Source organism: Commensalibacter oyaizuii, from assembly GCF_029953265.1.
In the GTDB taxonomy this organism is placed as follows: domain Bacteria; phylum Pseudomonadota; class Alphaproteobacteria; order Acetobacterales; family Acetobacteraceae; genus Commensalibacter; species Commensalibacter oyaizuii.
In genome coordinates, this window is sequence record NZ_JASBAO010000001.1 from 1,898,476 (window position 1) to 1,922,500 (window position 24,025).

General features: G+C 38.1%; 22 protein-coding genes. 14 read left to right on the forward strand and 8 right to left on the reverse strand.

From position 1 onward, the window contains the following. Window positions 1–25 precede the first annotated feature (25 nt). Window positions 26–916 (reverse strand): ribokinase, encoded by an 891-nt coding sequence (locus QJV27_RS08575; RefSeq protein ID WP_281448518.1) that lies wholly within the window; start codon window positions 914–916, stop codon window positions 26–28. Between the two features lie 273 nt (window positions 917–1,189). Here QJV27_RS08575 and QJV27_RS08580 point away from each other — a divergent pair, with 273 nt between their 5' ends. After that, complete coding sequence (locus tag QJV27_RS08580) at window positions 1,190–2,560, forward strand: NAD-dependent succinate-semialdehyde dehydrogenase (RefSeq protein ID WP_281448519.1); 1,371 nt, start codon at window positions 1,190–1,192, stop codon at window positions 2,558–2,560. Between the two features lie 104 nt (window positions 2,561–2,664). Next, entirely contained in the window at window positions 2,665–3,669 is a 1,005-nt protein-coding gene (locus tag QJV27_RS08585; protein WP_281448520.1) for a methyltransferase domain-containing protein, read from the forward strand. Here QJV27_RS08585 and QJV27_RS08590 read toward each other — a convergent pair. Continuing rightward, window positions 3,666–5,024, reverse strand: a complete 1,359-nt coding sequence (locus QJV27_RS08590) for a UDP-glucose dehydrogenase family protein (RefSeq protein ID WP_281449002.1) — start codon at window positions 5,022–5,024, stop codon at window positions 3,666–3,668. The two genes, QJV27_RS08585 and QJV27_RS08590, sit on opposite strands and share 4 nt — an antisense overlap. A gap of 307 nt (window positions 5,025–5,331) precedes the next feature. Between QJV27_RS08590 and QJV27_RS08595 the strand changes: the two genes are divergently transcribed. From QJV27_RS08595 to ahcY, 5 genes are all read left to right on the forward strand, one after another. Beyond that, a complete protein-coding gene (locus tag QJV27_RS08595) occupies window positions 5,332–6,126 on the forward strand; it encodes an MlaE family ABC transporter permease (protein WP_281449003.1) in 795 nt (264 codons plus the stop codon). Next, a complete protein-coding gene (locus QJV27_RS08600) occupies window positions 6,123–6,944 on the forward strand; it encodes an ABC transporter ATP-binding protein (protein WP_281448521.1) in 822 nt (273 codons plus the stop codon). The genes QJV27_RS08595 and QJV27_RS08600 overlap by 4 nt, the downstream gene beginning before the upstream one ends. Continuing rightward, complete coding sequence (radA, locus tag QJV27_RS08605) at window positions 6,937–8,340, forward strand: DNA repair protein RadA (protein WP_281448522.1); 1,404 nt, start codon at window positions 6,937–6,939, stop codon at window positions 8,338–8,340. Before QJV27_RS08600 ends, radA begins: the two co-directional genes overlap by 8 nt. 174 nt (window positions 8,341–8,514) lie before the next feature. Next, window positions 8,515–8,988, forward strand: a complete 474-nt coding sequence (locus QJV27_RS08610) for a glycine zipper family protein (RefSeq protein WP_281448523.1) — start codon at window positions 8,515–8,517, stop codon at window positions 8,986–8,988. Between the two features lie 243 nt (window positions 8,989–9,231). After that, window positions 9,232–10,530: an adenosylhomocysteinase gene (ahcY, locus tag QJV27_RS08615; RefSeq protein ID WP_281448524.1), complete on the forward strand. Its 1,299-nt coding sequence runs from the start codon at window positions 9,232–9,234 to the stop codon at window positions 10,528–10,530. Between the two features lie 84 nt (window positions 10,531–10,614). Here the strand turns inward: ahcY and QJV27_RS08620 are convergent, their stop codons facing one another. The 5 genes from QJV27_RS08620 to QJV27_RS08640 all read right to left on the reverse strand — a co-directional run bounded on the left by QJV27_RS08620 (window position 10,615) and on the right by QJV27_RS08640 (window position 14,778). After that, window positions 10,615–11,463, reverse strand: coding sequence for a pirin family protein (locus tag QJV27_RS08620; protein WP_281448525.1), 849 nt, complete (start codon window positions 11,461–11,463; stop codon window positions 10,615–10,617). A 274-nt stretch (window positions 11,464–11,737) separates the two neighbouring features. After that, window positions 11,738–11,956, reverse strand: a complete 219-nt coding sequence (locus tag QJV27_RS08625) for a DUF6587 family protein (RefSeq protein ID WP_281448526.1) — start codon at window positions 11,954–11,956, stop codon at window positions 11,738–11,740. Window positions 11,957–11,968: 12 nt separating this feature from the next. Then, window positions 11,969–13,819: a ferrous iron transport protein B gene (gene feoB / locus QJV27_RS08630; RefSeq protein WP_281449004.1), complete on the reverse strand. Its 1,851-nt coding sequence runs from the start codon at window positions 13,817–13,819 to the stop codon at window positions 11,969–11,971. 4 nt (window positions 13,820–13,823) lie between these two features. After that, window positions 13,824–14,150, reverse strand: a complete 327-nt coding sequence (locus QJV27_RS08635) for a FeoA family protein (RefSeq protein ID WP_346771190.1) — start codon at window positions 14,148–14,150, stop codon at window positions 13,824–13,826. A gap of 463 nt (window positions 14,151–14,613) precedes the next feature. Then, entirely contained in the window at window positions 14,614–14,778 is a 165-nt protein-coding gene (locus QJV27_RS08640) for a hypothetical protein (protein ID WP_281448527.1), read from the reverse strand. Window positions 14,779–15,251: 473 nt separating this feature from the next. Between QJV27_RS08640 and clpB the strand changes: the two genes are divergently transcribed. The 7 genes from clpB to QJV27_RS08675 all read left to right on the forward strand — a co-directional run bounded on the left by clpB (window position 15,252) and on the right by QJV27_RS08675 (window position 22,122). Continuing rightward, on the forward strand, window positions 15,252–17,858 hold the full coding sequence (gene clpB, locus QJV27_RS08645; protein ID WP_281448528.1) for an ATP-dependent chaperone ClpB: 2,607 nt from the start codon (window positions 15,252–15,254) through the stop codon (window positions 17,856–17,858). A gap of 625 nt (window positions 17,859–18,483) precedes the next feature. Next, window positions 18,484–19,002, forward strand: a complete 519-nt coding sequence (locus QJV27_RS08650; protein ID WP_281448529.1) for a phage neck terminator protein — start codon at window positions 18,484–18,486, stop codon at window positions 19,000–19,002. After that, window positions 18,995–19,963 (forward strand): hypothetical protein, encoded by a 969-nt coding sequence (locus QJV27_RS08655; protein ID WP_281448530.1) that lies wholly within the window; start codon window positions 18,995–18,997, stop codon window positions 19,961–19,963. Before QJV27_RS08650 ends, QJV27_RS08655 begins: the two co-directional genes overlap by 8 nt. An 89-nt stretch (window positions 19,964–20,052) precedes the next feature. Next, the gene (locus QJV27_RS08660; protein WP_281448531.1) at window positions 20,053–20,580 is read left to right on the forward strand and encodes a hypothetical protein; all 528 of its coding nucleotides are present in this window, start codon (window positions 20,053–20,055) and stop codon (window positions 20,578–20,580) included. A 14-nt stretch (window positions 20,581–20,594) separates the two neighbouring features. Beyond that, window positions 20,595–21,026: a hypothetical protein gene (locus tag QJV27_RS08665; protein ID WP_281448532.1), complete on the forward strand. Its 432-nt coding sequence runs from the start codon at window positions 20,595–20,597 to the stop codon at window positions 21,024–21,026. A 79-nt stretch (window positions 21,027–21,105) separates the two neighbouring features. After that, on the forward strand, window positions 21,106–21,651 hold the full coding sequence (locus QJV27_RS08670; RefSeq protein ID WP_281448533.1) for a hypothetical protein: 546 nt from the start codon (window positions 21,106–21,108) through the stop codon (window positions 21,649–21,651). A 39-nt stretch (window positions 21,652–21,690) separates the two neighbouring features. Then, entirely contained in the window at window positions 21,691–22,122 is a 432-nt protein-coding gene (locus QJV27_RS08675; RefSeq protein ID WP_281448534.1) for a hypothetical protein, read from the forward strand. Between the two features lie 111 nt (window positions 22,123–22,233). Here QJV27_RS08675 and phrB read toward each other — a convergent pair whose 3' ends face one another. After that, window positions 22,234–23,646, reverse strand: a complete 1,413-nt coding sequence (gene phrB / locus QJV27_RS08680) for a deoxyribodipyrimidine photo-lyase (protein WP_281448535.1) — start codon at window positions 23,644–23,646, stop codon at window positions 22,234–22,236. Between the last annotated feature and the right edge of the window lie 379 nt (window positions 23,647–24,025).

The following is a 24,025-nucleotide window of genomic DNA, read 5'->3' on the forward strand; positions in this document are numbered from 1 at the left end:
ATGATTAATTAGGACAGAAGGTTAATTATCTGTGAAAGTGATAGGCTTCAAGTGCTTGTAAGGTTGGCATTCCTCCTTGGGCCCCTGAACGTGTAACGGATAAAGCAGAGGCTTGTAAAGCCTTATCTATTGCTTTGGATAATCCTAGATGTAAAAAGCTGCAAAACGCCCCACAGAATGTGTCTCCTGCACCAGTTGTATCTATGACTTCAACTTTATATGAAGGCAGATGTTTAGTTTGTTGATGTTCATCTTTGAATAAAACTCCTTTCGCCCCCCAGGTCATAATAATTTGTACTGATGACTGTGAGATAATATCTTGTGGAGTATCGGATGGGGTTTGTCTCAATGCAATAATTTCGTGTTCATTTGGTAATAAATACGTTATTTTTTTAAGAATATGTAAGGGGAGGGGGCGCACAGGGGCGGGATTAACAACAATAGTTTTTTTTAAGTCATAAGCGATCTCAATTGCTTTAATTTGAGCCTCTATTGGAATTTCTTGTTGCAATAATATAATATCGTGGCTTTGGATAAGATTTGATGCGTTGATAATATCTTGTTGGGTTAGGGTGTTGTTGGCTCCATCAGTAACGATAATGTGATTATCATCATGGGTGCGTGTGATTAATGCAGTTGCAGATGGAACATCATTACGGATAAGAATATGGTCCGTGTTGATATGATGAGCCTTTAAATTATTGAGCAGCATTTCACCAAAAGTATCTTGTCCAAGAGCTCCAAACATTGTGACATTCGCTTGCAATTTTGCCGCTGCAACAGCTTGGTTATTTCCTTTTCCGCCACAACTGATATTTAGAGGACCTCCGAGTAATGTTTCCCCTGGCTTGGGAAAGCGTTTAACGTCAGTTTCAAGATCTGCATTGAGACTGCCACTAACTAGAATTGAATTCATAATGGAATTTCCTGCAATATAAATTAAGCTTCATTTAACATTCACAATAAAATTTGTGTTTTAATTATATAAACTTGCCATGATAAATGATAACCTTATTTGTGTTGGCTTAAGAGCGGCATATAAAAAATTAAATGTAACAATAATGTGAAATTTTATCATTTGGGTTGATGTTCTAGCAAAATAATCTATATATATAGTATATAGGATCAAATTAGTTCTATTTTAATCATGTTTGATCAATAAATTACAATTAAGGAGTGTGATCTAAATATGGCTTACAAAACGGTTAATCCCTTTAATAATGAAGAAGTTAAATCATTTACTTCATTAACAGAACAAGAAGTCGCTGCGAAGATTGATCAAGCAGATGCAGCATATAAGAAATGGCGTCAAACAGATTTTGCAACACGTCGCGCGGTTATGAAAAAAGCTGCCTCTATCTTACGCGCTAAAAAAGCAGAATTTGCGCGATTAGTGACTTTGGAAATGGGTAAACTTATTGCAGAAGCCGAAGGTGAGGTTGATCTAACCGCAGATATCTTTGATTATTATGCAGATAATGCAGAAACATTCCTTGCTCCTGAAATTTTAAAACCTAAAGATGGTGGAACAGCTTTCGTCGAACACGATTCTGTTGGAATTATTTTATGCGTTGAACCTTGGAATTTCCCCTATTATCAATTGGTTCGCGTTGCAGCAACAAATTTAATGGCTGGTAACGTTGTCGTTGTGAAACATGCTTCTATTGTTCCACAATGTGCAGAAGCATTTGAAAAATTATTACTAGAAGCTGGGGCACCTGAAGGTGCTTATATTAATCTGTTTGTCGATTCAAAGCATGTTGGTAAGATCATCGAAGATCGTCGTATTCGTGGTGTCGCAGTAACAGGCAGTGAAAAAGCAGGTGCATCGGTTGCTGGTAAAGCAGGCGAATGTCTGAAAAAATCAACGATGGAACTTGGGGGCAGTGATGCTTTTATCGTTCTTGAAGACGCAGACTTAGATAAAGCATGTCAATGGGGTCTATGGGGTCGCATGAACAACACAGGACAATGCTGTGTTGCTGCAAAACGCTTTATCGTTGTAGAATCTGTTGCTGATGAATTTTTAAAACGATTAACAGCATGTTTTTCTAAATTAAGCATGGGCGATCCAATGGATCGTGCAACGACTCTTGGTCCTCTATCCTCAGAAGCTGCAGCTCAAGAAATCGCCGAATTAACAGCAACAGCCATTAAACATGGTGCAAAAGCAGTCATTGGCGGTAAACGTCCAGAACGCCCTGGTGCATTTATGGAAGCAACCATTTTAACCAATATTACTAAAGACAACCCTGTATTTTACAGAGAATTCTTTGGCCCAGTGGCTATGTTCTTCCGTGTTCCTGATGAAAAAGCTGCGATTGAATTGGCAAATGATTCTGAATTTGGTTTAGGTGGATCTGTTTTCTCAAAAGATATTGAACGTGCGAAACGCGTTGCTAGCCAAATTGATACAGGTATGGTTTTCATTAACCGCCCAACATGGACTGCCCCAGATTTACCATTTGGTGGGGTAAAACATTCTGGATATGGTCGTGAGTTGGCTAAAGAAGGCATTATGGAATTTGTGAACCGTAAATTGGTTTATATTGAAAAATAAGATATTTTGCCTACTTTACTCTTGTATAATTAATTACTAAACTATAATTCTCAAAGAAGGATTCATTTTGGTGAATCCTTCTTTTTTATGTAGTGGTGAAGATTATGGCTTCTTTTGTTGAGATACGACATCAGCGTCTACGGGATGGGATTTGCTTTGGTCAAGATCGATGCATGGAAATTGGCGCACTGGTTGATCCAGTGTTACATCGTCAGGATGGCAACGTTTTTTATGCTGATCATTTGTCAACGGAAGATTTAAAGCAACAATTTTCTTGGGATTCTAAATTTGATTTTAGTCGCCTGGTCGACGTAGATTTTGTTTGGGATAATCACCGTCCGCTGAAGGAATGTGTGCAAGGGCAGTTTGATTATATAGTGGCATCTCATGTTGGGGAACATGTGCCTAACTTGATTGGTTGGATTGACCAAATTTGTGATGTTTTAACACCAAATGGCCAATTAAGGCTTGCCTTACCTGATGGACGTTACTCATTTGATATGAAACGTCAGGAAACACGTTTATCTGACTTATTAGCAGCTTGGATGAAAAAATCTCATTGTCCAGAAACACATCTTGTTTTGGACTTTGCATTAAATAAAGTGGATGATCAATTGGCCGCTTCGATGCACGCCTATCAGGTGAATGAATTTAATGCTTCAGAGTTTGATAGCCAGTTTCCGTTTGTCGAAGCGCTACAGTGGGGGGAGCGTACTCTTGATCCAAACCATTATGAAGATGTTCATTGTTGGGTATTGCATTTAAATTTATTTGCAAAACTTATGATCCCATTGGCACAGCATGATATTTTAAGAATGGCTTGCGCAGGATGGTATAATATTACCCCACCCCACATTCATGAATTTATGGTTTATTTATCACCTGAGCCTGATAAGGCAAAGCGCATTGCAAGTTGGGAAAACCTTTATCAGCAAACGAAAAATACTGTATCTATGGATTATTCGATGTCTTCCCAAGTTCAGCAGTTACAAGCTGAAAATTTACAATTGAAAGAAGAATTAAACTCCGTATATCGATCATCATCGTGGCGCATAACGGCACCGTTGCGTGCGATGATGATGCGTATTAAAAATAAATCAAAGACCTAAGACAATGATGCTTTTTGAGGGCGGCCAATTGAATAATAGTGGATGCCTTCGTTTATCATAGTTTTTGGGTCATAAATATTTCGTAAATCAATGACTAGGGGAGATTTCATCCACTCTTTCAATTTATTAGGGGATAAAGAACGGAATTCACTCCATTCAGTTAAAATGATTAAGGCATCAGCATTTAAGGCAGTATCTTTAATATTTTCGAAATATTGAACGGCTTTGGGTAATAAAGGTTGGGCTTTTTCATTCCCAATAGGATCAAAAGCCTTGATATGTGCCCCTTCTTCGATTAGACGGTGGATAATAGGTAATGATGCAGATTCTCGCATGTCATCGGTATTAGGCTTAAAGGTTAAACCCAGTATGGCAATGGTCTTATTGTTGACGCTGCCACCACATAAGTTAATAATGCGACCACTCATATTGGTTTTACGGGCATCATTAGCTTGCGCTGCGGCCTCAACCATACGGACGGGTGCACCTGCTTCTTGGGCAATACGAATTAATGCTAGTGTATCTTTTGGAAAACAGGACCCCCCAAATCCAGGGCCTGGTTGCAGAAAATATCTGCCAATTCGTGGATCTAATCCCATAGATTTTGTAATGTCCTCAATATTCCCACCAACTTGTTCGCAAAGGTCGGCTAATTCGTTAACATAAGATAGTTTCATAGCTAAGAAACAGTTGGACGCATATTTGGCCAGTTCAGCACTTTCTAGATTGGTAAAGACAATAGGGGTTTCTTGTTGGAATAACGGTTGATATAGGCGGGTCATGACGGCCTGTGCCTTTTTTCCTTGATCCTTTTTTTCTTTTTCAATGCCGATAATAACACGGTCGGGTTTCATGCAATCTTGAATTGCGTCCCCTTCACGTAGAAATTCTGGATTGGAGGCTACGTCAAATTCCAGATCTGGATTTGTTTGGCGAATAATTTGGGCAATACGTCGGCTAGTACCAACTGGAACGGTTGATTTGGTTACAATGACAGCGTATTGTTTTAAATGTTGAGCAATTTGCAAAGCTGCTTGATGAACATAGGTCATATCTGCGTGACCATCACCATTTCGAGGGGGAGTACCAACGGCGATAAAAATGGCTTCACAATCAGGAATGGCTTCTTCGATTTTATCAAAAAATTGTAAACGATTAGCTTTGATATTATTGCTAACCAAAATATCTAAACCAGGTTCGTAAATAGGGATCATGCCTTGTTTTAAGGAATTTAATCGATCAGGGTTGGTTTCAACAACATTAACATTCAGACCAAATTCAGCAAAACAAGCCGCTGAAACCAGACCGACATATCCTCCACCGATCATCGTTATACGCACAATTACTCTCCTGATAAAATAAAGCTTTTTTGAATAATTAGTCAAAATTAAGAAAGCAATCATAACGTTAACTAAGAATCAATCAAAGTACAAAGTTAAAATGATATGAAATTGTATCTTGTTTTGATATTTGACATTATGATCAAATAATTGATGTATAAGATTCAGTAATCTGATATTTTACAGTAGCTTTGTAAGACATGAGACCTGTATGCTGATCAGCCGTAGCAACGCAAGTGTATGTTATAATTTAACTTATACGGGTATAGTATAATGACGATGGTGGCTTCTCGTTAACACATTCGATTTATTTGGGAGTATGATGCAAAAATTAAATCGGCCTTTTTCGTGGCTTGCATTATTGGGGCGCACTGTAATCAATGGCATTGAGCATGCTGGGTCTCTGGCGCTATTTGCATTACGTGGCATTGTAAATCTGTTATATCCGCCGTTTTATTGGCGTATATTTTTGAAAAGTTTAATTGATATTGGGTATCTCTCTTTACCTGTTGTGGCATTAACGGCACTGTTTTCTGGCGGGGTAATTGCTTTGCAATCTTATACAGGGATGGCTCAATATCATGTGAACAGTGCCATTGCCAGTATCGTTGTTTTAGCTGTAACCCGGGAATTGGGGCCCGTTTTAGCAGGGTTAATGGTTGCTGGACGTGTTGGCGCAGCAATGGCTGCTGAAATCGGCACGATGCAGGTGACGAATCAAATTGATGCCTTGCGCACATTATCAACCAATCCAATTAAATATTTAGTTACCCCACGATTACTGGCAGCAACAATAGCCCTGCCTTTTTTGGTCGTTATTGCTGATATTTTGGGGGTTATGGGTGGTTTTACAGTTTCCATCATTAAGCTTGGTTTTTCCCCACAAGGATATATTGCCGCAACTTTAAATGCGGTGAAGCCTATTGATATTACAATTGGACTGGTTAAAGCTGCTGTATTTGGTTTTTTAATTGCTTTGATGGGATGTTATCATGGATATCGCAGTCGCGGTGGTGCCCAAGGGGTAGGTGCTGCAACAACCGCAGCCGTTGTGGCGGCATCAATCCTATTGCTTGTCTTTGATTATTTATTAACGGATATCTTTTTTTCAAAATGACATCATCAGTAACAGTTCCCAAGATACGTATTCGTAATTTATCCAAATCTTTTGGTAATAATCAGGTCTTACGTAATATTAACATGGATGTGCCTGAGGGAACGTCTTTTGTAATTATTGGCGGGTCAGGCAGCGGAAAATCAGTATTGTTACGTTGCATCTTGGGACTAATGGTTCCAGACAGTGGCAGTATCGAGATAGATGGTAAAAATATTTTTGATCTTTCTCATAGTCAACGCGATGAAAAGTTGGAACAAATGGGAATGTTGTTTCAAAATGCTGCCCTTTTTGACAGTTTGCCAATATGGGAAAATGTTGCTTTTGCCCTGTTATATGGTCATCGCAAAAAACATAAAACGATTACCCGATTAGAAGCCCATGAAAAAGCATTTCGAGTATTAGAACTGGTGGGTTTGGATCCCGAACGTGTGGGGGATCTATACCCTGATGAATTATCTGGAGGTATGCAAAAACGTGTTGGATTAGCCAGAGCTATTGTTTCAAAGCCAGAAATTATCTTTTTTGATGAGCCCACAACGGGGTTAGACCCCATTATGGGGGCCGTGATTGATGGATTAATCAAGGCATGTGTTGATAAATTAGGTTCCACAGCAATTGCAATTACGCACGATATGGCATCTGCCCAGCGTATTGGTGACCAAGCAGCAATGCTGTATCAAGGTGAGTTAATTTGGCAAGGTCAAGCAGACAAATTGTTAGAAGCTGATAATCCTTATGTTCATCAATTTACACATGGATTGCGTCATGGTCCCATTAAAGTTGAAACCAAAATAGAAATAAAGGGTCAAGGTGGCTAAAAAACCCGCAAAACAATTTGTCTGCCAAAGTTGTGGTTCTGTTTATCCAAAATGGATGGGACGATGCGAGGCATGTGGTGAATGGAATACGGTTGAGGAAGAACGCCAGGTCGTATCAACGCCTTTGTCTGTATTGGAACATCGTGGACAAAAAATCGTTTTTTCAGGTTTGGATGGGGACAGTGATCCCCCGCCACGTCAACCCATTGGTATTGATGAGCTTGATCGAGTTTTGGGGGGTGGATTGGTACAATCATCTGTAAGTCTAGTAGGGGGTGATCCAGGAATTGGGAAATCAACCTTATTACTTCAAGCTGCTTGTGCATTATCCAATCGAGGATTGCGGGTGCTTTACATTTCTGGTGAAGAATCTATTAATCAGATTCGAATGCGTGCCAACCGTTTGGGGTTAGAGGGTGCAGAACAACGCCAATTTATCGAGCTTGCGGCTTCAATTAATGTTTCGGATATTTTAGCAACGTTGGATGCAGAAAAAGATATTACTTTGGTAATTATTGATTCGATTCAAACCATGTGGCTAGACACCATTACTGGTGCACCTGGTACGGTCAGTCAGGTAAGAGCGGCTGCTTTTGAGTTAATCCGCATGGCTAAGAAAAAAGAATTTTCGTTAATTTTTGTAGGACACGTTACCAAAGAGGGATCACTAGCTGGCCCCAGGGTTTTAGAACATATGGTAGATGCAGTACTATACTTTGAAGGAGATAGAGGGCATCAGTTTCGTATTTTACGTGCTGCAAAAAACCGTTTCGGTGCAACGGATGAAATTGGTGTGTTTTCTATGACAGGCGAGGGATTGGTTGAAGTCTCTAACCCTTCGGCATTATTTTTAGCAGAACGACATGGTCATATTGCTGGTTCTGCGGTATTTGCTGGGCTAGAGGGAACCCGTCCTGTTTTATTGGAAGTGCAAGCTTTACTAGCCCCAAAATATGGAGATGGTGCGCCCAGACGTACGGTGGTCGGATGGGATAGTGCGCGGTTGAATATGTTGTTGGCTATTTTAGAGACACGGTGCTCTTTAAAGTTTAACGGGGTTGATGTGTATTTGAATATGGCTGGGGGATTGCGCATCAGCGAGCCTGCTGCGGACTTAGCAGTGGCTGCGGCATTAATTTCGGCGCTAACCCATCAACCGACTTCGCCAGGCTCTGTTTTTTTTGGTGAAATTGGTCTTTCTGGTGAAGTCAGACAAGTACCTCAGGCAGATTTACGTGTTAAAGAAGCTCATAAATTAGGTTTTGATGAAGTTGTACTCCCTAAACGTATTGCCAGAGGTAACACTAAACTCTCTACACCCAAAGGGTTGAATCTGTCTGAAATTGGACATATTAGTGATTTAGTTTCGCAATTTTCAATAGAGCACGGGTCATAATATTTAATATAGAAGTGTAATATTTAGTATTGGGATGTAAGTACGAATAATGTAATGGATATAGACACCAATGGGTATGATTAATCTTAATATAGAAAACATTATCTTAAATATTGAACTCATATCTAAAGAAATAATATACTTTTGTTTTACTTTTTGAGAAGGTTTAAAATAATGAAGTTTTTTAAATTGCGTTTAGTTGCTTTAACGGGGTCAATCTTAGCACTTGTCTCTTGTGCGGAAACGCCGATGGGTCCTCGTGTTCAAATGTTACCACCTTCAGGAAAATCATTTGAACAATTTTCAATGGAAAAACAAGAATGCCAAAGACTTGCTGCTGCTGACGTAAATGGCCAAGCATCGCATCAGAATAAGCGGGCGATCATTGGCGGAGTACTAGCAACAGCAGCAGGTGCAGGACTTGGCGGTGCCCTAGGGGGCGGTAGTGGTGCTGGTATAGGTGCTGCTGCTGGTGCCTTGGGCGGTGGTTTGGCTGCTTCTAATTATTCTGATGGCAAGCAAGGGGGTATTCAAACGCAGTATGACCAAACCTATACATCTTGTATGGTTGCTAAAGGAAATAAAATGGTGCCAAATGCAGTGGTTACACAGCCAAGTGGCCAAGATAACTCTGTTTATGCACAATAATTTATGTAAATTTGTTAATTATCGTGACGTTTTTTGGATAATAACATAAAAATATAAATACATAATGTTCTAATTATCAAATATTTAAAAAGAGTATTATTCCAAATTGCTCTATAAATATTTATAAATTTTTATAATGGGATTGTTTATTCATAATTCATCAGATGAATCTTCTTGGATTATAATTTTATATTAAAATGATCCTATTATATATTTAATCACCATAAGAAAGACTGAAAAACAATGAGTGCACAGCACGATTATAAAGTAAAAGATATTTCACTTGCTGGTTGGGGTAGGAAAGAAATTGCAATTGCCGAAGGCGAGATGCCTGGATTAATGGCACTGCGTGAAGAATATAAAGGAAAAAATATTCTTAAAGGCGCACGTATTGCGGGTTGTTTGCATATGACCATTCAAACTGCGGTGTTAATTGAAACACTGGTTAATTTGGGTGCAGAGGTTCGTTGGTCTTCTTGTAATATTTTTTCAACCCAAGACCATGCAGCAGCAGCGATGGCAGAGGCTGGCATTCCTGTTTTTGCATGGAAAGGAATGAACGAAGAAGAGTTCATGTGGTGTATTGAACAAACGGTGCACGGCCCTAACGGTTGGGTTCCCAATATGATTTTGGACGATGGTGGGGATTTAACCATTTTGATGCATGAAAAATATCCAGAAATGTTAAAAGATGTGCGTGGTCTTTCTGAAGAAACAACCACGGGTGTTCATCGTTTGCACGCAATGGCTAAAAAGGGTCAACTATTGGTGCCCGCATTTAATGTGAATGACAGTGTAACGAAGTCCAAATTTGACAATCTTTATGGATGTCGTGAAAGCTTGGTTGATGCGATCCGCCGCGGAACTGATGTGATGATGTCTGGTAAAGTTGCGGTTGTTGCAGGTTTTGGTGACGTGGGTAAAGGTTCTGCTGCCAGCCTTCGGAATGCTGGATGTCGCGTATTGGTAACTGAAGTCGATCCAATTTGTGCGCTACAAGCAGCGATGGAAGGTTACGAAGTTGTTACTATGGAAGATGCTGCCCCTCGTGGTGATATCTTTGTAACCTGTACGGGGAACATAGATATTATTACCCTTGATCATATGCGTGCAATGAAGAATCGTGCGATTGTTTGTAATATTGGGCATTTTGATTCCGAAATTCAGGTTGGTAAACTTCGCAATTTCACATGGGAAAATATTAAACCTCAAGTCGATGAAATTGTCTTCCCAGATGGTAATCGTATTATTTTGTTATCCGAAGGGCGCTTGGTAAATCTTGGGAATGCAACAGGTCATCCATCTTTTGTGATGTCTGCCTCTTTTACCAATCAAACGTTGGCTCAAATTGAGCTTTGGAATGCGCCTGCTGGCAAGTACGAAGCCAAAGTTTATACATTACCTAAATTTTTAGATGAAAAAGTTGCTGCTTTGCATTTGGATAAAGTCGGTGCAAAGCTTTCTAAATTAAATAAAGAACAAGCTGATTATATTGGGGTGGAGGTTCAAGGTCCATTTAAACCTGAAATGTATCGCTATTAGTGAAACAATAGCCTTCATTAACACAATGAAGGCTGCAATTACTTCTGGTTTTATAGTGATTGTTTTGTTTTTATAAATTAATCGTCAAAAATTACCACTATTAAAATCTTGAATAGCTTGGGTGATTTCTTGCTTTGTATTCATAACAAAGGGACCGTAGCCTACAACGTCTTCATTAATGGGCTCACCATTTAATACTAGAAATGCAGCATCACAGTTTGCTTTAACTTCTAGTTTTTGCCCGATAGTATCCATTAAAACAATATGTTCTTTTGTCACAGTTGAATCGTTATTAATGGTGATAGAGCCATGCAAAACCACAATGATTGTCGTCCAACCTATGGGCAGAGTAAAAGGTATTGTTGCATCTTGCTTTAAATTGACATCAAAAATATTCATGGGTGTAAAAGTATTTGCAGGACCATGTTGTTCTTGGAATTGGCCCGCAATAACACGTAAATAACCTTGATGGTTTGATAGATGAACCGTTGGTATATTGTTGTTTGTAAGGGTTTGATAATTAGGCGGGGTCATTTTATGATGTGCAGGTAGATTAATCCATAATTGCACGACTTCGAATTCTCCTCCCGATTGGGTAAAGGCTTCAGAATGAAATTCATCGTGTAATATACCTGATCCTGCAGTCATCCATTGTATATCACCAGGGCCAATAATTCCACTTTTGCCTGTAGAGTCGCGATGTGCTACTTCTCCTTTGTACATAATAGTGACCGTTTCAAATCCGCGATGTGGGTGTTGGCCAACACCTCTTTTTTCGATAGATGGTGCAAAATAATACGGAGATGCATAGTCAAGCAGTAAGAACGGACTTAATTCCTTACCCTCGTGATAGGAAAATAACGTCCGAACTGGAAACCCATCCCCGACCCAATGTTTGGCTGGTTGTGTACGGATATCAATAACTTTTTTCATCGTATTTTTCCCTAAGTATTTATATTTAAGTTGAATATAATACGGAAAAACTGGATGTGTAATTGGTAATATGGAAGATGTGTTTTGTCTGATGGTGTGAAATTAAAAATAAGAAAGTTTGATATGATTTTTGGTAAAAGTGGTCTGTATAGATTTTATTATTTGGCTCAAGCGTGTTGATTGATTTTCAGATTGTCAAAAATAATCTGTCAATTCTATATCAATGGACAGATTATTTTCTATCCATTGATGTAATTAGGTGATTAATAAGTTTTTAATGACATTTACTGCATTTATCACAAGAACTGCACACGCTTTTGCTTGTTGGATTACAGTGTTTTAATGCCCATTGTTGAGTAGAAACTGGTGCATGAATTAGTTTTAACGTATTTGCTAGTCCTTGCCATAATATTTTCCCTATTTTGGGGAAAAAGCGATTTAACCAAAATAAAATACATAAACTGATGATTAAAATAACAATAGTGGTTTGCATAGTCTATTCTCCTTATTTAAAGAATAATGATGCGATATGCCATGTGGCAAAAGAACAGAAGTAAGCCAGAAAGAAGAGATAGGCAGTCGTTCCAATAACGATTTTCCAAGAGCCTGTTTCTTTTTTAATTACGGCAAGTGTTGAAAAACATTGAGGGGCATAAACATACCAAGCTAAGAAGGCAAGACCAGTTGCAATGCTCCATTGTGATGACAAGAAATGGATCAGCTGGGTGGGGGCGTCTGTATCAATTGCACCAACAGCATAAACAGTGGCAAGTGAAGTAATGGCAACTTCTCGAGCTGCTAACCCTAAGATCAAAGCAACACAAATTTCCCAGTTAAATCCAACAGGAGAGAAGAAAGGTTGAATCCAATGTCCAATAATGCCTGCAAAGCTGTAATCAATAGCAGGGCCTGTTGCCCCGGCTGGGGGTTTAGGAAAGCTTGATAAAGACCATAATAGAATACTAACGGTTAAAATAATATTTCCAACGCGAGAAACAAAGATTTCAATACGTTGCCATAGTCCAAAAATAATTGATCGTATATTAGGGAAACGATAAGCAGGCAGCTCTAATAACAATGAATTTTCATAGCTGCTTTTGCCTTTCTTAAGAATAAGGGCAACCAAAAACGCTGTGGCAATGCCCAAGACATATAACGCAAAGAGGACGATACCTTGTAGGTTAAAGAAATATCCTATTGTTTTGTGTGGGATAAATGCTGCGATTAACAAGGCATATACAGGTAAACGAGCAGAGCATGTCATCAAAGGAGCGATTAAAATAGTAACCAGACGGTCTTTGGCACTAGGGATGGTACGCGTCGCCATAATTCCAGGAATAGCACAAGCAAAGCTGGACAAAAGCGGTATAAAAGAACGCCCATTTAATCCCACAGATGCCATAATACGGTCTAATAAGAATGCTGCTCTAGGTAAATAACCAGATTCTTCCAAACACAAAATCCATAAAAATAAGATCAGGATTTGTGGGAGAAACGCAAAGGTCGTACCTACCCCAGCAAAAATGCCGTCAACGATCAGGCTTTGTAACATGCCATCAGGCAGTAAATGAGCAACTTGTTGTCCTAGCCAAGTTGTGAGATCTTGTATTCCATCCATAAAAGGTTGAGCCCAAGAGAATACTGCTTGGAACATAATAAAAAGTAATATCAAAAGAAAAATAGGGCCAACAATGGGATGTAAAACCCAACGATCAACCTTTTCATTAAAAGCAGTAGAGGTTTGAGATGTATATTTCACACATTCTAAAAGAAGATTTCTGACCTCGACATGTAAATCAGTTTCGTCTGTTAATTCAATTGTTGGAATTTTAAAAGCATGATCAATAGAGTCTAATAATGTTTTTGCCCCACCTTTTTGAGTTGCAACGGTTGGAACAATTGTAATCCCTAAAATCGACTCTAATTTTGGAATGTCGATCTCAATCCCATGTCTTTTTGCAATGTCGCTCATATTCATAGCGATTATTGTTGGTCTTTTGAGACGGCAAATTTCAAGTGCAAAACGCAGATGAAGTCGTAAATTCGTCGCGTCAATAACACAGATTAATGCATCGGGTGCTGCTTCGTTGCGATATTTCCCCATGCACATATCGCGGGTTACCTCTTCATCAGGGCTAGTTGCATTTAGGCTATATGCTCCAGGAAGGTCAATAATAGTTACTGAACGTCCTTGGGGGCTAGTAAAACGACCTTCTTTACGTTCAACGGTAACGCCAGCATAATTGGCTACTTTTTGTCTACTGCCTGTTAATTGGTTGAAAAGTGCAGTTTTTCCACAATTTGGATTTCCAACCAGTGCAATTCTGGAAAAGTTATTTTGTTTAGAGTTTGTCATCATTTTACGAATTCGAATGTAAGATCACTCTTTGAGCTTCAGAGCGACGTAAGGCAAAGCGGGTAGAACCAATTTGTACTGCAATAGGGTTGGCACCAAAAGGTCCAAATGCAATGACCTTGACGGTTTCACCTGGCACAAATCCCAAATCGCGTAAGCGATTTGCAATGGGGTCGGGGGAAGAGAAATCTTCAACATGGTCGATAATACTATTTTTCCCTGGGGAAAGAGCGCTAAGATTAAAATTGTTCATAATGGAGATAAATAGATGTAAATATTGATAATGATTTTCGTTCTTAATAATTATGTCAGAATTTTTTATAACTGTCATCTGCTTTGCGTTCAGACATATAAAAAAGATTATTTGTTGATGATATAATACCTTTTGTTATCGTGTCGTATCATTGTATTTTAAATAGAATTTATGAAGATGAAATGTGCGTTGCGCATGATTAAAAATTATTTTGTTTAATCATTTATCAATGGCAGTTGTGCTAACATAGACTTTAGGTTGATAACATCCCACGGTATATGCTCAGCAATTGTCAACCCCACAGTTTCAGTGAGTGTGGTTGTTTCATGAATAAGATGAAGAACATCGCATATTTTTAACTGTCCTTCAGCAACGTAATTAAAATCATCTGGTTGACAGTTTGGGTTAAATCGGGATCACCCACTCCCATTAATGCTGCAAGAACATGGGCATGTGCATTTTAATATTGTGCGGGTATCTGTACATTGGGGTGGGAGTCAATCCACAACATGCCTAGTTGATCACCATAAATTTCACTTAGCTATGCAAAATGGGCAAGAGAAATCAAGCAATCCCCACCAAAAGTAATTATTTTTTTTGGAGTCTGCGAATGAATAATTTGCCACGTTTGTTTAATTTGTGCATTTGGTTCTGTTCCGCCAGCCATACCATTTTCAATACAAAATGAGTGATCAGGTCGGGGCACAGAGATATCAAATACAGGCGTTTTATTTTAGAGGCGAGCCAATCTAACAGTTTGGCACCTATATAATAAGTAGGATTATCCCCACCTTGCCATTGGGGAAATTAACGCGAATAATTTTAGAAGATTCATTTATTTTACAAAACAGTATAAGGAGGTGAACGCCAATACTGCATTAAGCGATTAGTACAGTCAAGTTAGATAAAATGATATTAAAAAAACAATATTTTTTAAGTTTTTTCTTCATTTAAAAGCATATTTAATGTATATTAAATGTAGCTAAAGAAAAGGGAATTTTCTTTACTCTATAGATAAGAAAGGAGATCAAAAATTTTTTTTTTGATACTTGATAATATTCTTATTGTTTTTAAATCTTACTTACATACTTAATTCAAAGATACAAACAAGACATTGCCTAATATTGGGATGTCGCATGTGAAAAACAGGCTTGTCGCCTATTGAAAGGGACAATAACTATGAATATCGACAAATTTACTGAACGTTCAAGGGGTTTTCTACAAGCAGCTCAAACAATTGCTATTCGTGAATTCCATCAACAATTAACACCTCAGCACTTGTTAAAAGCATTGCTAGATGATGAAGAAGGGGCAGCAGCAGCGTTAATCCGCGCCGCTGGTGGGGATCCAAAATTAATTCAAGGGGCTGTCGAACACGTATTAGCCTCTTTACCCAAAGTACAAGGTGGGGGAGCCGGACAACCCCAAGCAACACCAGAGTTGGTTCGCGTGTTGGACAGTGCTGAACAAGAAGCCAAAAAGGCTGGTGACGAATATGTTGCCCAAGATCGGTTATTATTGGCCATCGCTGCATCAGATACACCCGCAGGATATGCCATGCAAAAAAACGGTGTCTCCGCACAGGTTTTGTCCAAAGCTATTGATGCCATTCGGAAGGGCAGAAAAGTTGACAGTGCCAATGCAGAAGCATCCTTTGACGCTTTGAAAAAATATGCTCGCGATATGACCGAAATTGCCCGCCAGGGTAAATTAGACCCTGTTATCGGTCGCGATGAAGAGATTCGCCGTGCGGTTCAGGTATTGGCACGCCGTACAAAAAATAATCCTGTCTTAATTGGTGAACCAGGGGTGGGTAAAACCGCTATTGTCGAAGGGCTTGCGTTGCGCATTGTGAACGGCGATGTTCCCGAAGCATTAAAGAACAAGCAATTATTGGCTCTGGATTTGGGGTCTTTGGTTGCTGGTGCTAAATATCGTGGTGAGTTCGAAGAACGGTTGAAAGCCATTTTGAAAGAGGTAGAGTCCGCGGCTGGGCAAATTATTTTGTTTATTGATGAAATGCATACGATTGTCGGTGCTGGTCGTACCGATGGGGCGATGGATGCGTCTAATTTAATAAAACCAGAACTTGCACGTGGAACATTACATTGTATTGGCGCAACCACGCTGGATGAATATCGTAAGTATATTGAGAAAGATGCTGCATTAGCTCGACGCTTTCAACCTGTTTATGTGGGCGAGCCTACAGTTGCGGATACGATTTCCATTTTGCGTGGTATTGCCGAAAAATATGAATTGCATCATGGGGTTCGTATTGCAGATAGTGCTTTGGTTGCAGCGGCAACATTATCCAATCGTTACATCACAGATCGGTTTTTGCCTGACAAAGCCATCGATTTAGTTGACGAAGCAGCCAGTCGGTTGCGGATGCAAATTGATAGCAAACCCGAAGCTTTGGACGAGTTAGACAGACGTTTAATTCAATTAAAAATCGAACGCGAAGCATTAAAACGTGAAGAAGATGCTGCCAGTCAGGAACGATTGGCGACGTTGGAAAGTGAAATAGCTCAGTTGGAAGAAAAATCTAATGCGATGACCGCTGCTTGGCATGCTGAAAAAGAGCAGGTTAATAGCGTGCAAAAACTGCAAGAACAGTTAGACCAAGCACGTTCAGAGGTTGAAGTCGCACAACGACAAGGCAATTTGGCCAAGGCATCGCAATTGCTTTATGGTGACATTCCTGATCTGCAAAAGAAGATTGAAGAAATACAAAATAAACGCCATGAACATCCAGAAGCTGGACAATTGGTTTCACAAGCAGTAACCGATCAGGAAATTGCAGCAGTTGTCTCGCGTTGGACAGGTATACCCGTTGATAAAATGTTGGAAGGTGAACGGGCCAAGCTATTGCGGATGGAGGATGAGTTACGTCATCGCGTTGTTGGTCAAGAATCTGCGTTAAAAGCAGTATCCAATGCAGTTCGCCGTGCAAGGGCTGGATTACAAGATCCTAATCGTCCTATTGGTTCCTTCTTATTCCTTGGCCCAACAGGTGTGGGGAAAACAGAGCTTACCAAAGCGCTAGCTGATTTCTTGTTTGATGATGAAAAAGCGATGCTGCGTGTCGATATGAGTGAATTCATGGAAAAACATGCTGTGGCTCGCTTAATTGGCGCACCTCCAGGATATGTTGGTTATGAAGAAGGGGGTGTATTAACTGAATCAGTCAGAAGACGACCCTATCAAGTAATCTTGTTTGATGAGGTGGAAAAAGCGCATGAAGATGTGTTTAATATCTTGTTGCAAGTATTAGATGATGGTCGTTTAACTGATGGCCAAGGGCGCACGGTTGACTTCAGAAATACAATGATTATTTTGACCAGTAATCTTGGTTCTGAGGTATTAGCCAATCAGCCTGATGGTGAATCTTCGGATTTGGTTCAGGCCGAGGTGATGAAGGTTGTGCGTGCCCATTTCCGACCAGAGTTTTTAAATCGTTTGGATGAAATTATTCTGTTCAGCAGATTGCAAAAAACAGACATGGCAAAAATTGTAGATATTCAATTAAGCCGTTTACAAAGCCTGTTGGCAGATCGTAAAATTAAACTGAATCTAGATGAAAAAGCCCATCATTGGTTAGAAGAGGCTGGATACGATCCTGTTTATGGGGCTCGTCCTTTAAAACGCGTTATCCAGCGCAGCCTACAAAATCAACTGGCTGAATTGGTTTTACAAGGGAATGTTTATGATGGAGAAAACATTCCAGTCAGTGCGGATGACAAAGGCTTGATTATCAAAGGGCAGCCAAGTTCTGACTTAGGATAATTGTGGCCACTTAGTGTTTTAGTATAAAAGAGCAGCTATAGTTTTATAGTTGCTCTTTTTGTTGTTTGTGTAAAAATTAATATATGAAAAATGTGCCTGATGATAATTGTTTGAAGGGTAAATAGAAAATGCAAGTTATTCTTTCAAACGAAGATACATTTGATAACGACTTTTGCTGTGGACTAAAAAACACAAGATATGCGGTTATAAGAACTATCAGCTCGCTGTTAGACCAGCAAAACCAACAGACATGATAAGACGCAATGCATTGAAACTTTTGTGTAATTGTGCTATGGTAAACACCACAATGAAATTGTTGCATTTATAAGGTAGATCGCAATATCAGACTTATACCAAACGACCCGTTTTGAGGTCGTTTTTTTATGCTCAAAATCTAAAAATTAATCGAACTATTTAATCAAAGGCGCAATTACTGCGTCTTTTTTTATGTCTTAACTCATCGCTCTAACAGGAAAACAATAAAATGATAGACGACAATTAAACAAATGATAAACAACCAGCAAAGAAAACTGCAAAAGCAACGAAGAAAACAACTGCAAAAGTAATAGCCACAGTCCCAAAAGATGAAGAATTTCCAAAATTAAAAAAACTAACCCATCAGGAAATGTATGATGTCGTTGGCAAGTTCTTGCAAAAAGCTATCCCAATTAAGGGCGCAAAGTTAACTGTTGTCAAAGGCATGAACAGTCGGGTTTCAGCCCCCAAAACCCCTTGTGTTATTTTACAAGTTATTAAAAAGAATAGGCTTTCTAGCACAGAAACAAGATACACAGATAAGCACAAAATCTTATGGTACAGATCAATGGTTACCATGAGTATGCTTTTTATGGGAGGAGGCAACATTAGTGCTTTGGAAATGGGGCATGCCTTTGAAGCACGTTTTAATGACAGTTGGGCCACCGATCAATTTAGGCAGTTAAGCGATATCTTATTCCCTCTTTACAGTGACGATGTGCAAATTGAAGAGGATTATATCAATGACGAGGATCAATATGAAGACTCTTGTTCAGTAGATGCCTATTTCGAATATCATCCAGAAGTCGGTGTTTGTGAAGCAAGTGCCAAAGAAATTGTCTTGGATACTCTTATTGCGGATGATGGAGAGAATTTGCAAGATGAGTGAATATCGAGGTAACTATGATCCTGCAGAACCACCATCATATCCATTTACTGGATCTGCTCCTATAGATCCAGAAGAATACTTTTCTTTAATGCCAACGCCTGAAGGTATGAAACCGATTGTTGACCTGTATACAGGGATGTGCATTGGATATGATGATAAACATGGTCATATTTATGATTTTGAAGGTAAACTTGCTCATAAATATATATACGATCCTCCTTTAGAAGAGCCTTGGTTTAGTCCTGATGATTTGATTGGCTTGGGTGGACCTGCACTAGTAAAAAAGGCAATTGCTCCAGCAGCGCGTGTTACAGGAAGGGCTTTAAATCGCATGGCCGACATAGCAATAAATAAGGCCTATACTGGAATGCATATTGCGGAAAATACAGTTACAAACCCAGCCAGCAAAGCCCTACAAATAAGAGCAAATAGATTAAAGGCTAAAAAAGATACTCTTGCAAGGGGTGAGGAGTGGAAATATCCAACAAATATTCAAATTAGTAAGCAAGTGCTTGCAGCACCCATTACTTTTCTTTTAAAGACAAGGTTAAAAAAGGGATTGTCAGCAATTACTCTGAAATTTGAAGAAACAGCCTTAAGGCATATGGGTGAGAAATGGCGGTATGTTCCTAAAGAAATTTTAGAGTTTGCTATAAGGCACGGTGTTCGCTCAAAAGATCAGTCAAATCGTGGCTTTGGATTGATGTATGCAATGTATAATTTAGTGGTATATAGAGGAGGGAAAGAATTTGTTCTTGAAGTCCTTGTCAATGAAAGAACGTGGACGATCAAACATTTCTTATATACGGAAACGCCTAAGTTTTTCAGAAGCCAAGCTGGCAGGGCAACGATTTACAGAAGTAGAAGTATCTTCGAAAGACCATTTATAAAAGATATGAGGCAATTTGAAGTTGGTATCTATAAAACTGGTAAATACAAAATAGAATTACCTCCAAAATAGCGAAGATATCAGAAATTAGGAGGTGTGAATAATTGGGTCATATGATGCTATAAAATAACCAAATCATGAAAAAGAAAAGAAGATAAAAAATGAAAGAAAAAATATTTGAAATTAAAGGGCACGATGGGATTATTCAGATTGAGAGAAAATCAGGAACCTCTAGTAGTCATGTAGAGGTTCATTTTTATTACAGAAATAATGATATTGTTTTCATATATAAAGATATAGATGAACATGATACTTGGAGTTTTTTATACTTTCAACAGGACTTAAGAAGATTAATAGCAAACAGTCCTTATCTTTATTTAAAAGAACCACCAAATCAAAAATCTGATTCTGATTCATGGTTTAAAAAACTATTAAAAGATCCACTGCCTTTTTTGTTTGAATATCCACTCAAAGATATGAAGGATAGTTGTGCTTGGATATGTCAAGATCCATATGCTTATTTCGAAATTAAAAAACTTAAAAATTCTTCAGATTATTTAATTGAATTTGATTTTCCTGATCCATATCCTGTTTCACCTCCTGATGGCAATGAAATACTATTTTCAGGGGCTTTGTTAGTTTCAGAAGAGGCGTTAGTAAGTTTTTATCAAGAATTAGAGTTAAACTAATGGATAATAAATAGATGATAGAGATTAAATGTGAAAATGAACTGATTCAATTTGATATTGTTGAATTCGTCACGGGTAAAAAAAAGTGGGGATCTGGTGATGTTGTAAAATGTAATGTTTATTTTACAAAATTTGAGTGTAAGTTTACATCGAAAGATATTGTTATAAGTTATGACGCTTTCAATCAATTTCATACTGATTTAACGCAACTTTTAAATAATGAAAAAGATCATTGCTTATTAAGCGACCAACAAGGTGTTGTTTCTTTAAAAATTCATAAAAATAAAGATGGGTTTCCTAGTTTAAGAGAGAATGAGGATTTTGATAGACTAATAGAATTTGAATTTTTTTATTATGCCGGCAGTGATATGTCTTTTAAAGGTTTTTTATTCGTTGATACAGATTCATTAAGGTCTTTTGAAAAAGAAATTGAACTTTTATTATAAATTTCTCAATTGAGATAGAAACATAGACAAACTTATTGAACGACCTATTTGAGGTCGTTTTTTATGTTCCAGGCCTTTCATGTCGATAACAATCAGAGAATTCTTAGGTAGGGCAGAAGAAAAAATGATAGAAATTAAAGGAAAAGATGGTGGCGTTCTTCAATTTGAAATTAACTATCTTAGTAATGTAAACTATACTTTTACTTACAAAAATGATGATATTTTTTTTATATGTAAAGACGATGACGATTCAAGTTTGTCTTTATCAAATTTTCGAACTAGTTTAGGAGGTTTATTAAAAAGTAAGCCAAAGCCTAGTATTGATGAAATGTCAAATCGTAAACCTGATTCTTGGTTCAGACAACAATTAAAACTTTTTTTCCCCTCTTGGCTTGATGAAACATATTATAATTCGGATAATTGTGGTTTTTTTCCATTTGTAAATATCTATGCTTCTTTAGAATGTAGAAGGGTTGAAGATTCTTCGGATTACGTATTCGAATTCGAGTTTTACGATCCATATTTTACCAGTAATACTCCTGATGATGCAATGGAATTGAAGGGATCTTTAGTGGTTACCAGACCAGCGTTGTGGGATTTTCATCAAGATTTATTATCACTTTGATAGATTTTATTCAGTATAGTTACTATGGTATAAATGAAAATGATAGAAATTAAAGGTGAACGTGAACTGATTCAGATTGATGTTTCTCAATCAATTACAAATCAAAAGTGTTGGAAGTCTGGGGATAATATCAATTGTGATATCTATTTTCAAAAACTCGAATGTAAGTTTGCATCAAAAGATATTGTCATAAGCTATGATGCATTGAAAAATTTTAATCATGGATTAGAGCAAATGATTAACCGTGATGAGGAGAATTGCTTTTTAAACGGTGAAGATCAGATGATTTCCTTGGAATGTACAATCGATAGAAGTCCATACAGACCTGTCATTGTTACAGAAGGAAATATTTATAAATTATCGTTTAATCTTCTTTATCGTAAGGGAAGCGATATTTTCCTTAGTGGGTATTTATATTCTAATAAAGATTCATTGAAGCAAACAATCAAAGAAATAGAATATTTATTGTAAATTTTTAATTAATGGTTGTTTGATGCTGCGTTAGAATGATTTATTCGCACATCATAATATCAATTGAATTTAGAAACAAATTTCTGGTCAGAGCGAATATTTAGATAATACTCATTTTTTGGCTTTCTCAAATGCTTCCAAAGTTTTTTTGCGGGCAATATTGTGAATAACAATTGGATTTGGATATTTTAAGGGCTTACCTGTATTTTCAGCCCACTGGTGTGGGGTATGAATAAATTTGCTTGGAACTTGTTTCAATTCTGGCACCCACTCCCGAATGAAGAAGCCTTCAGGATCAAAACGTTTCCCTTGGGTTGTTGGGTTAAAGATGCGAAAATAAGGAACGGGATCAGTCCCTGTCGAAGCCGCCCATTGCCATCCACCATTATTGGCAGCAAAGTCACCATCAGTCAGTTCAGACATGAAATATCGTTCGCCCCATCGCCAATCAATCAGTAAGTCTTTGACAAGAAAACTGGCGGTAATCATACGTAATCTGTTGTGCATCCAACCCGTTTCGTTCAGTTGCCGCATGGCTGCATCAACAATGGGATATCCTGTTTGCCCAGATTTCCATTTTTCAAAATGGTCAGTATTATTTTGCCATTGGATATGATCAGTCCATTCTATAAATGGCTTGTGTTTACATAAATAAGAATGGGCAACAATCAAATGATGATAAAACTCCCGCCATATTAATTCACTAAACCACGCAAAAGCACCGTTTTGGCGATCTTTTAAAAATGAAGGATGCTTCTGAGACAAATGATGAAAACATTGTCTAACTGACAAAACACCCAAGGTTAAATAGGCCGATAGTTGACTGGTATAATTTTTGCTGGGAAAGTCTCTATATTTATTATAGTCCTCAACGAATTTGTCGCAATATTCTTCAAGCTTCTGGCGTGCCGCTGTTTCACCTGCTTTGAAAAACTCATATGGTTTTGTTGGATACGTTGGTTTAGGAAGAGGTGTGTCAGAGCAGGAATGATTGCGCTTGCTTGGTTTTGGGTAAATAGGATGTTCTCGTTGCATATAAAATTTAATAAATGCACGTTGAAAAGGTGAGAATACTTTATACATTGTGCCTTGTTTATTATGCACACTTAACGGAGGAACAAAGAGGTTCCCATCAAATTCTTGACAAATTACCGCAGGACTTAGTTCCTGTTTAACTTGTAAATCTCGCTTGTGTTCGTTGATCTCATATTGTCGATTATAAAATAAACTGTCGACTTGGTGTTGTTTACATATATCAACAACCCTCGATACTGTTTCAGTGAAATCATTGCAGCATTCATATAATAGAGGAATGTTTAATTTTGCCAGTTCGGTTTGTAGATGCTTTAGGTTGTCATGAATAAATTGTGCTTGTCTTGGCGACATGTGATGGCTTTCCCATTGATTGGGAGTCTCTACAAATAGTGCTAGTACGACAGCATCGGAATCTTCGCAAGCTTTTGACAAGGCAGGATTATCACGAACACGTAAGTCATTTCTGAACCAAACTAGATGCGTTGTCATAATCATACTTCCTTGTTTTCAAAGGTTGACATCGTTTTTTATGTAGCACAGACCTAGCGTAATAAAAGGACTAAAGTTCAAGCTACTGCTTATTTAGATATTCCACACCAGTATATTTGTTGGGGATTACTTTACACAGTTTCTTTTGATCGAATTACAGCAAAGGTCTTATTTACAATACAAGTATAGGATTAAAAATTAAGCTGGAAATCATTTAATTCTATCAAACATATATAGATGATAAGGTAGGCTTTAAGAGATGTAAATATTTGAGAGATAAAAACCAAAATTTTATATTACACAAAATCTTAAAATACTTCAGCTGTATTATTTTAAAGAAAGCAAAAAAGTAACAGTAATTCGACATATGCCTCTTATT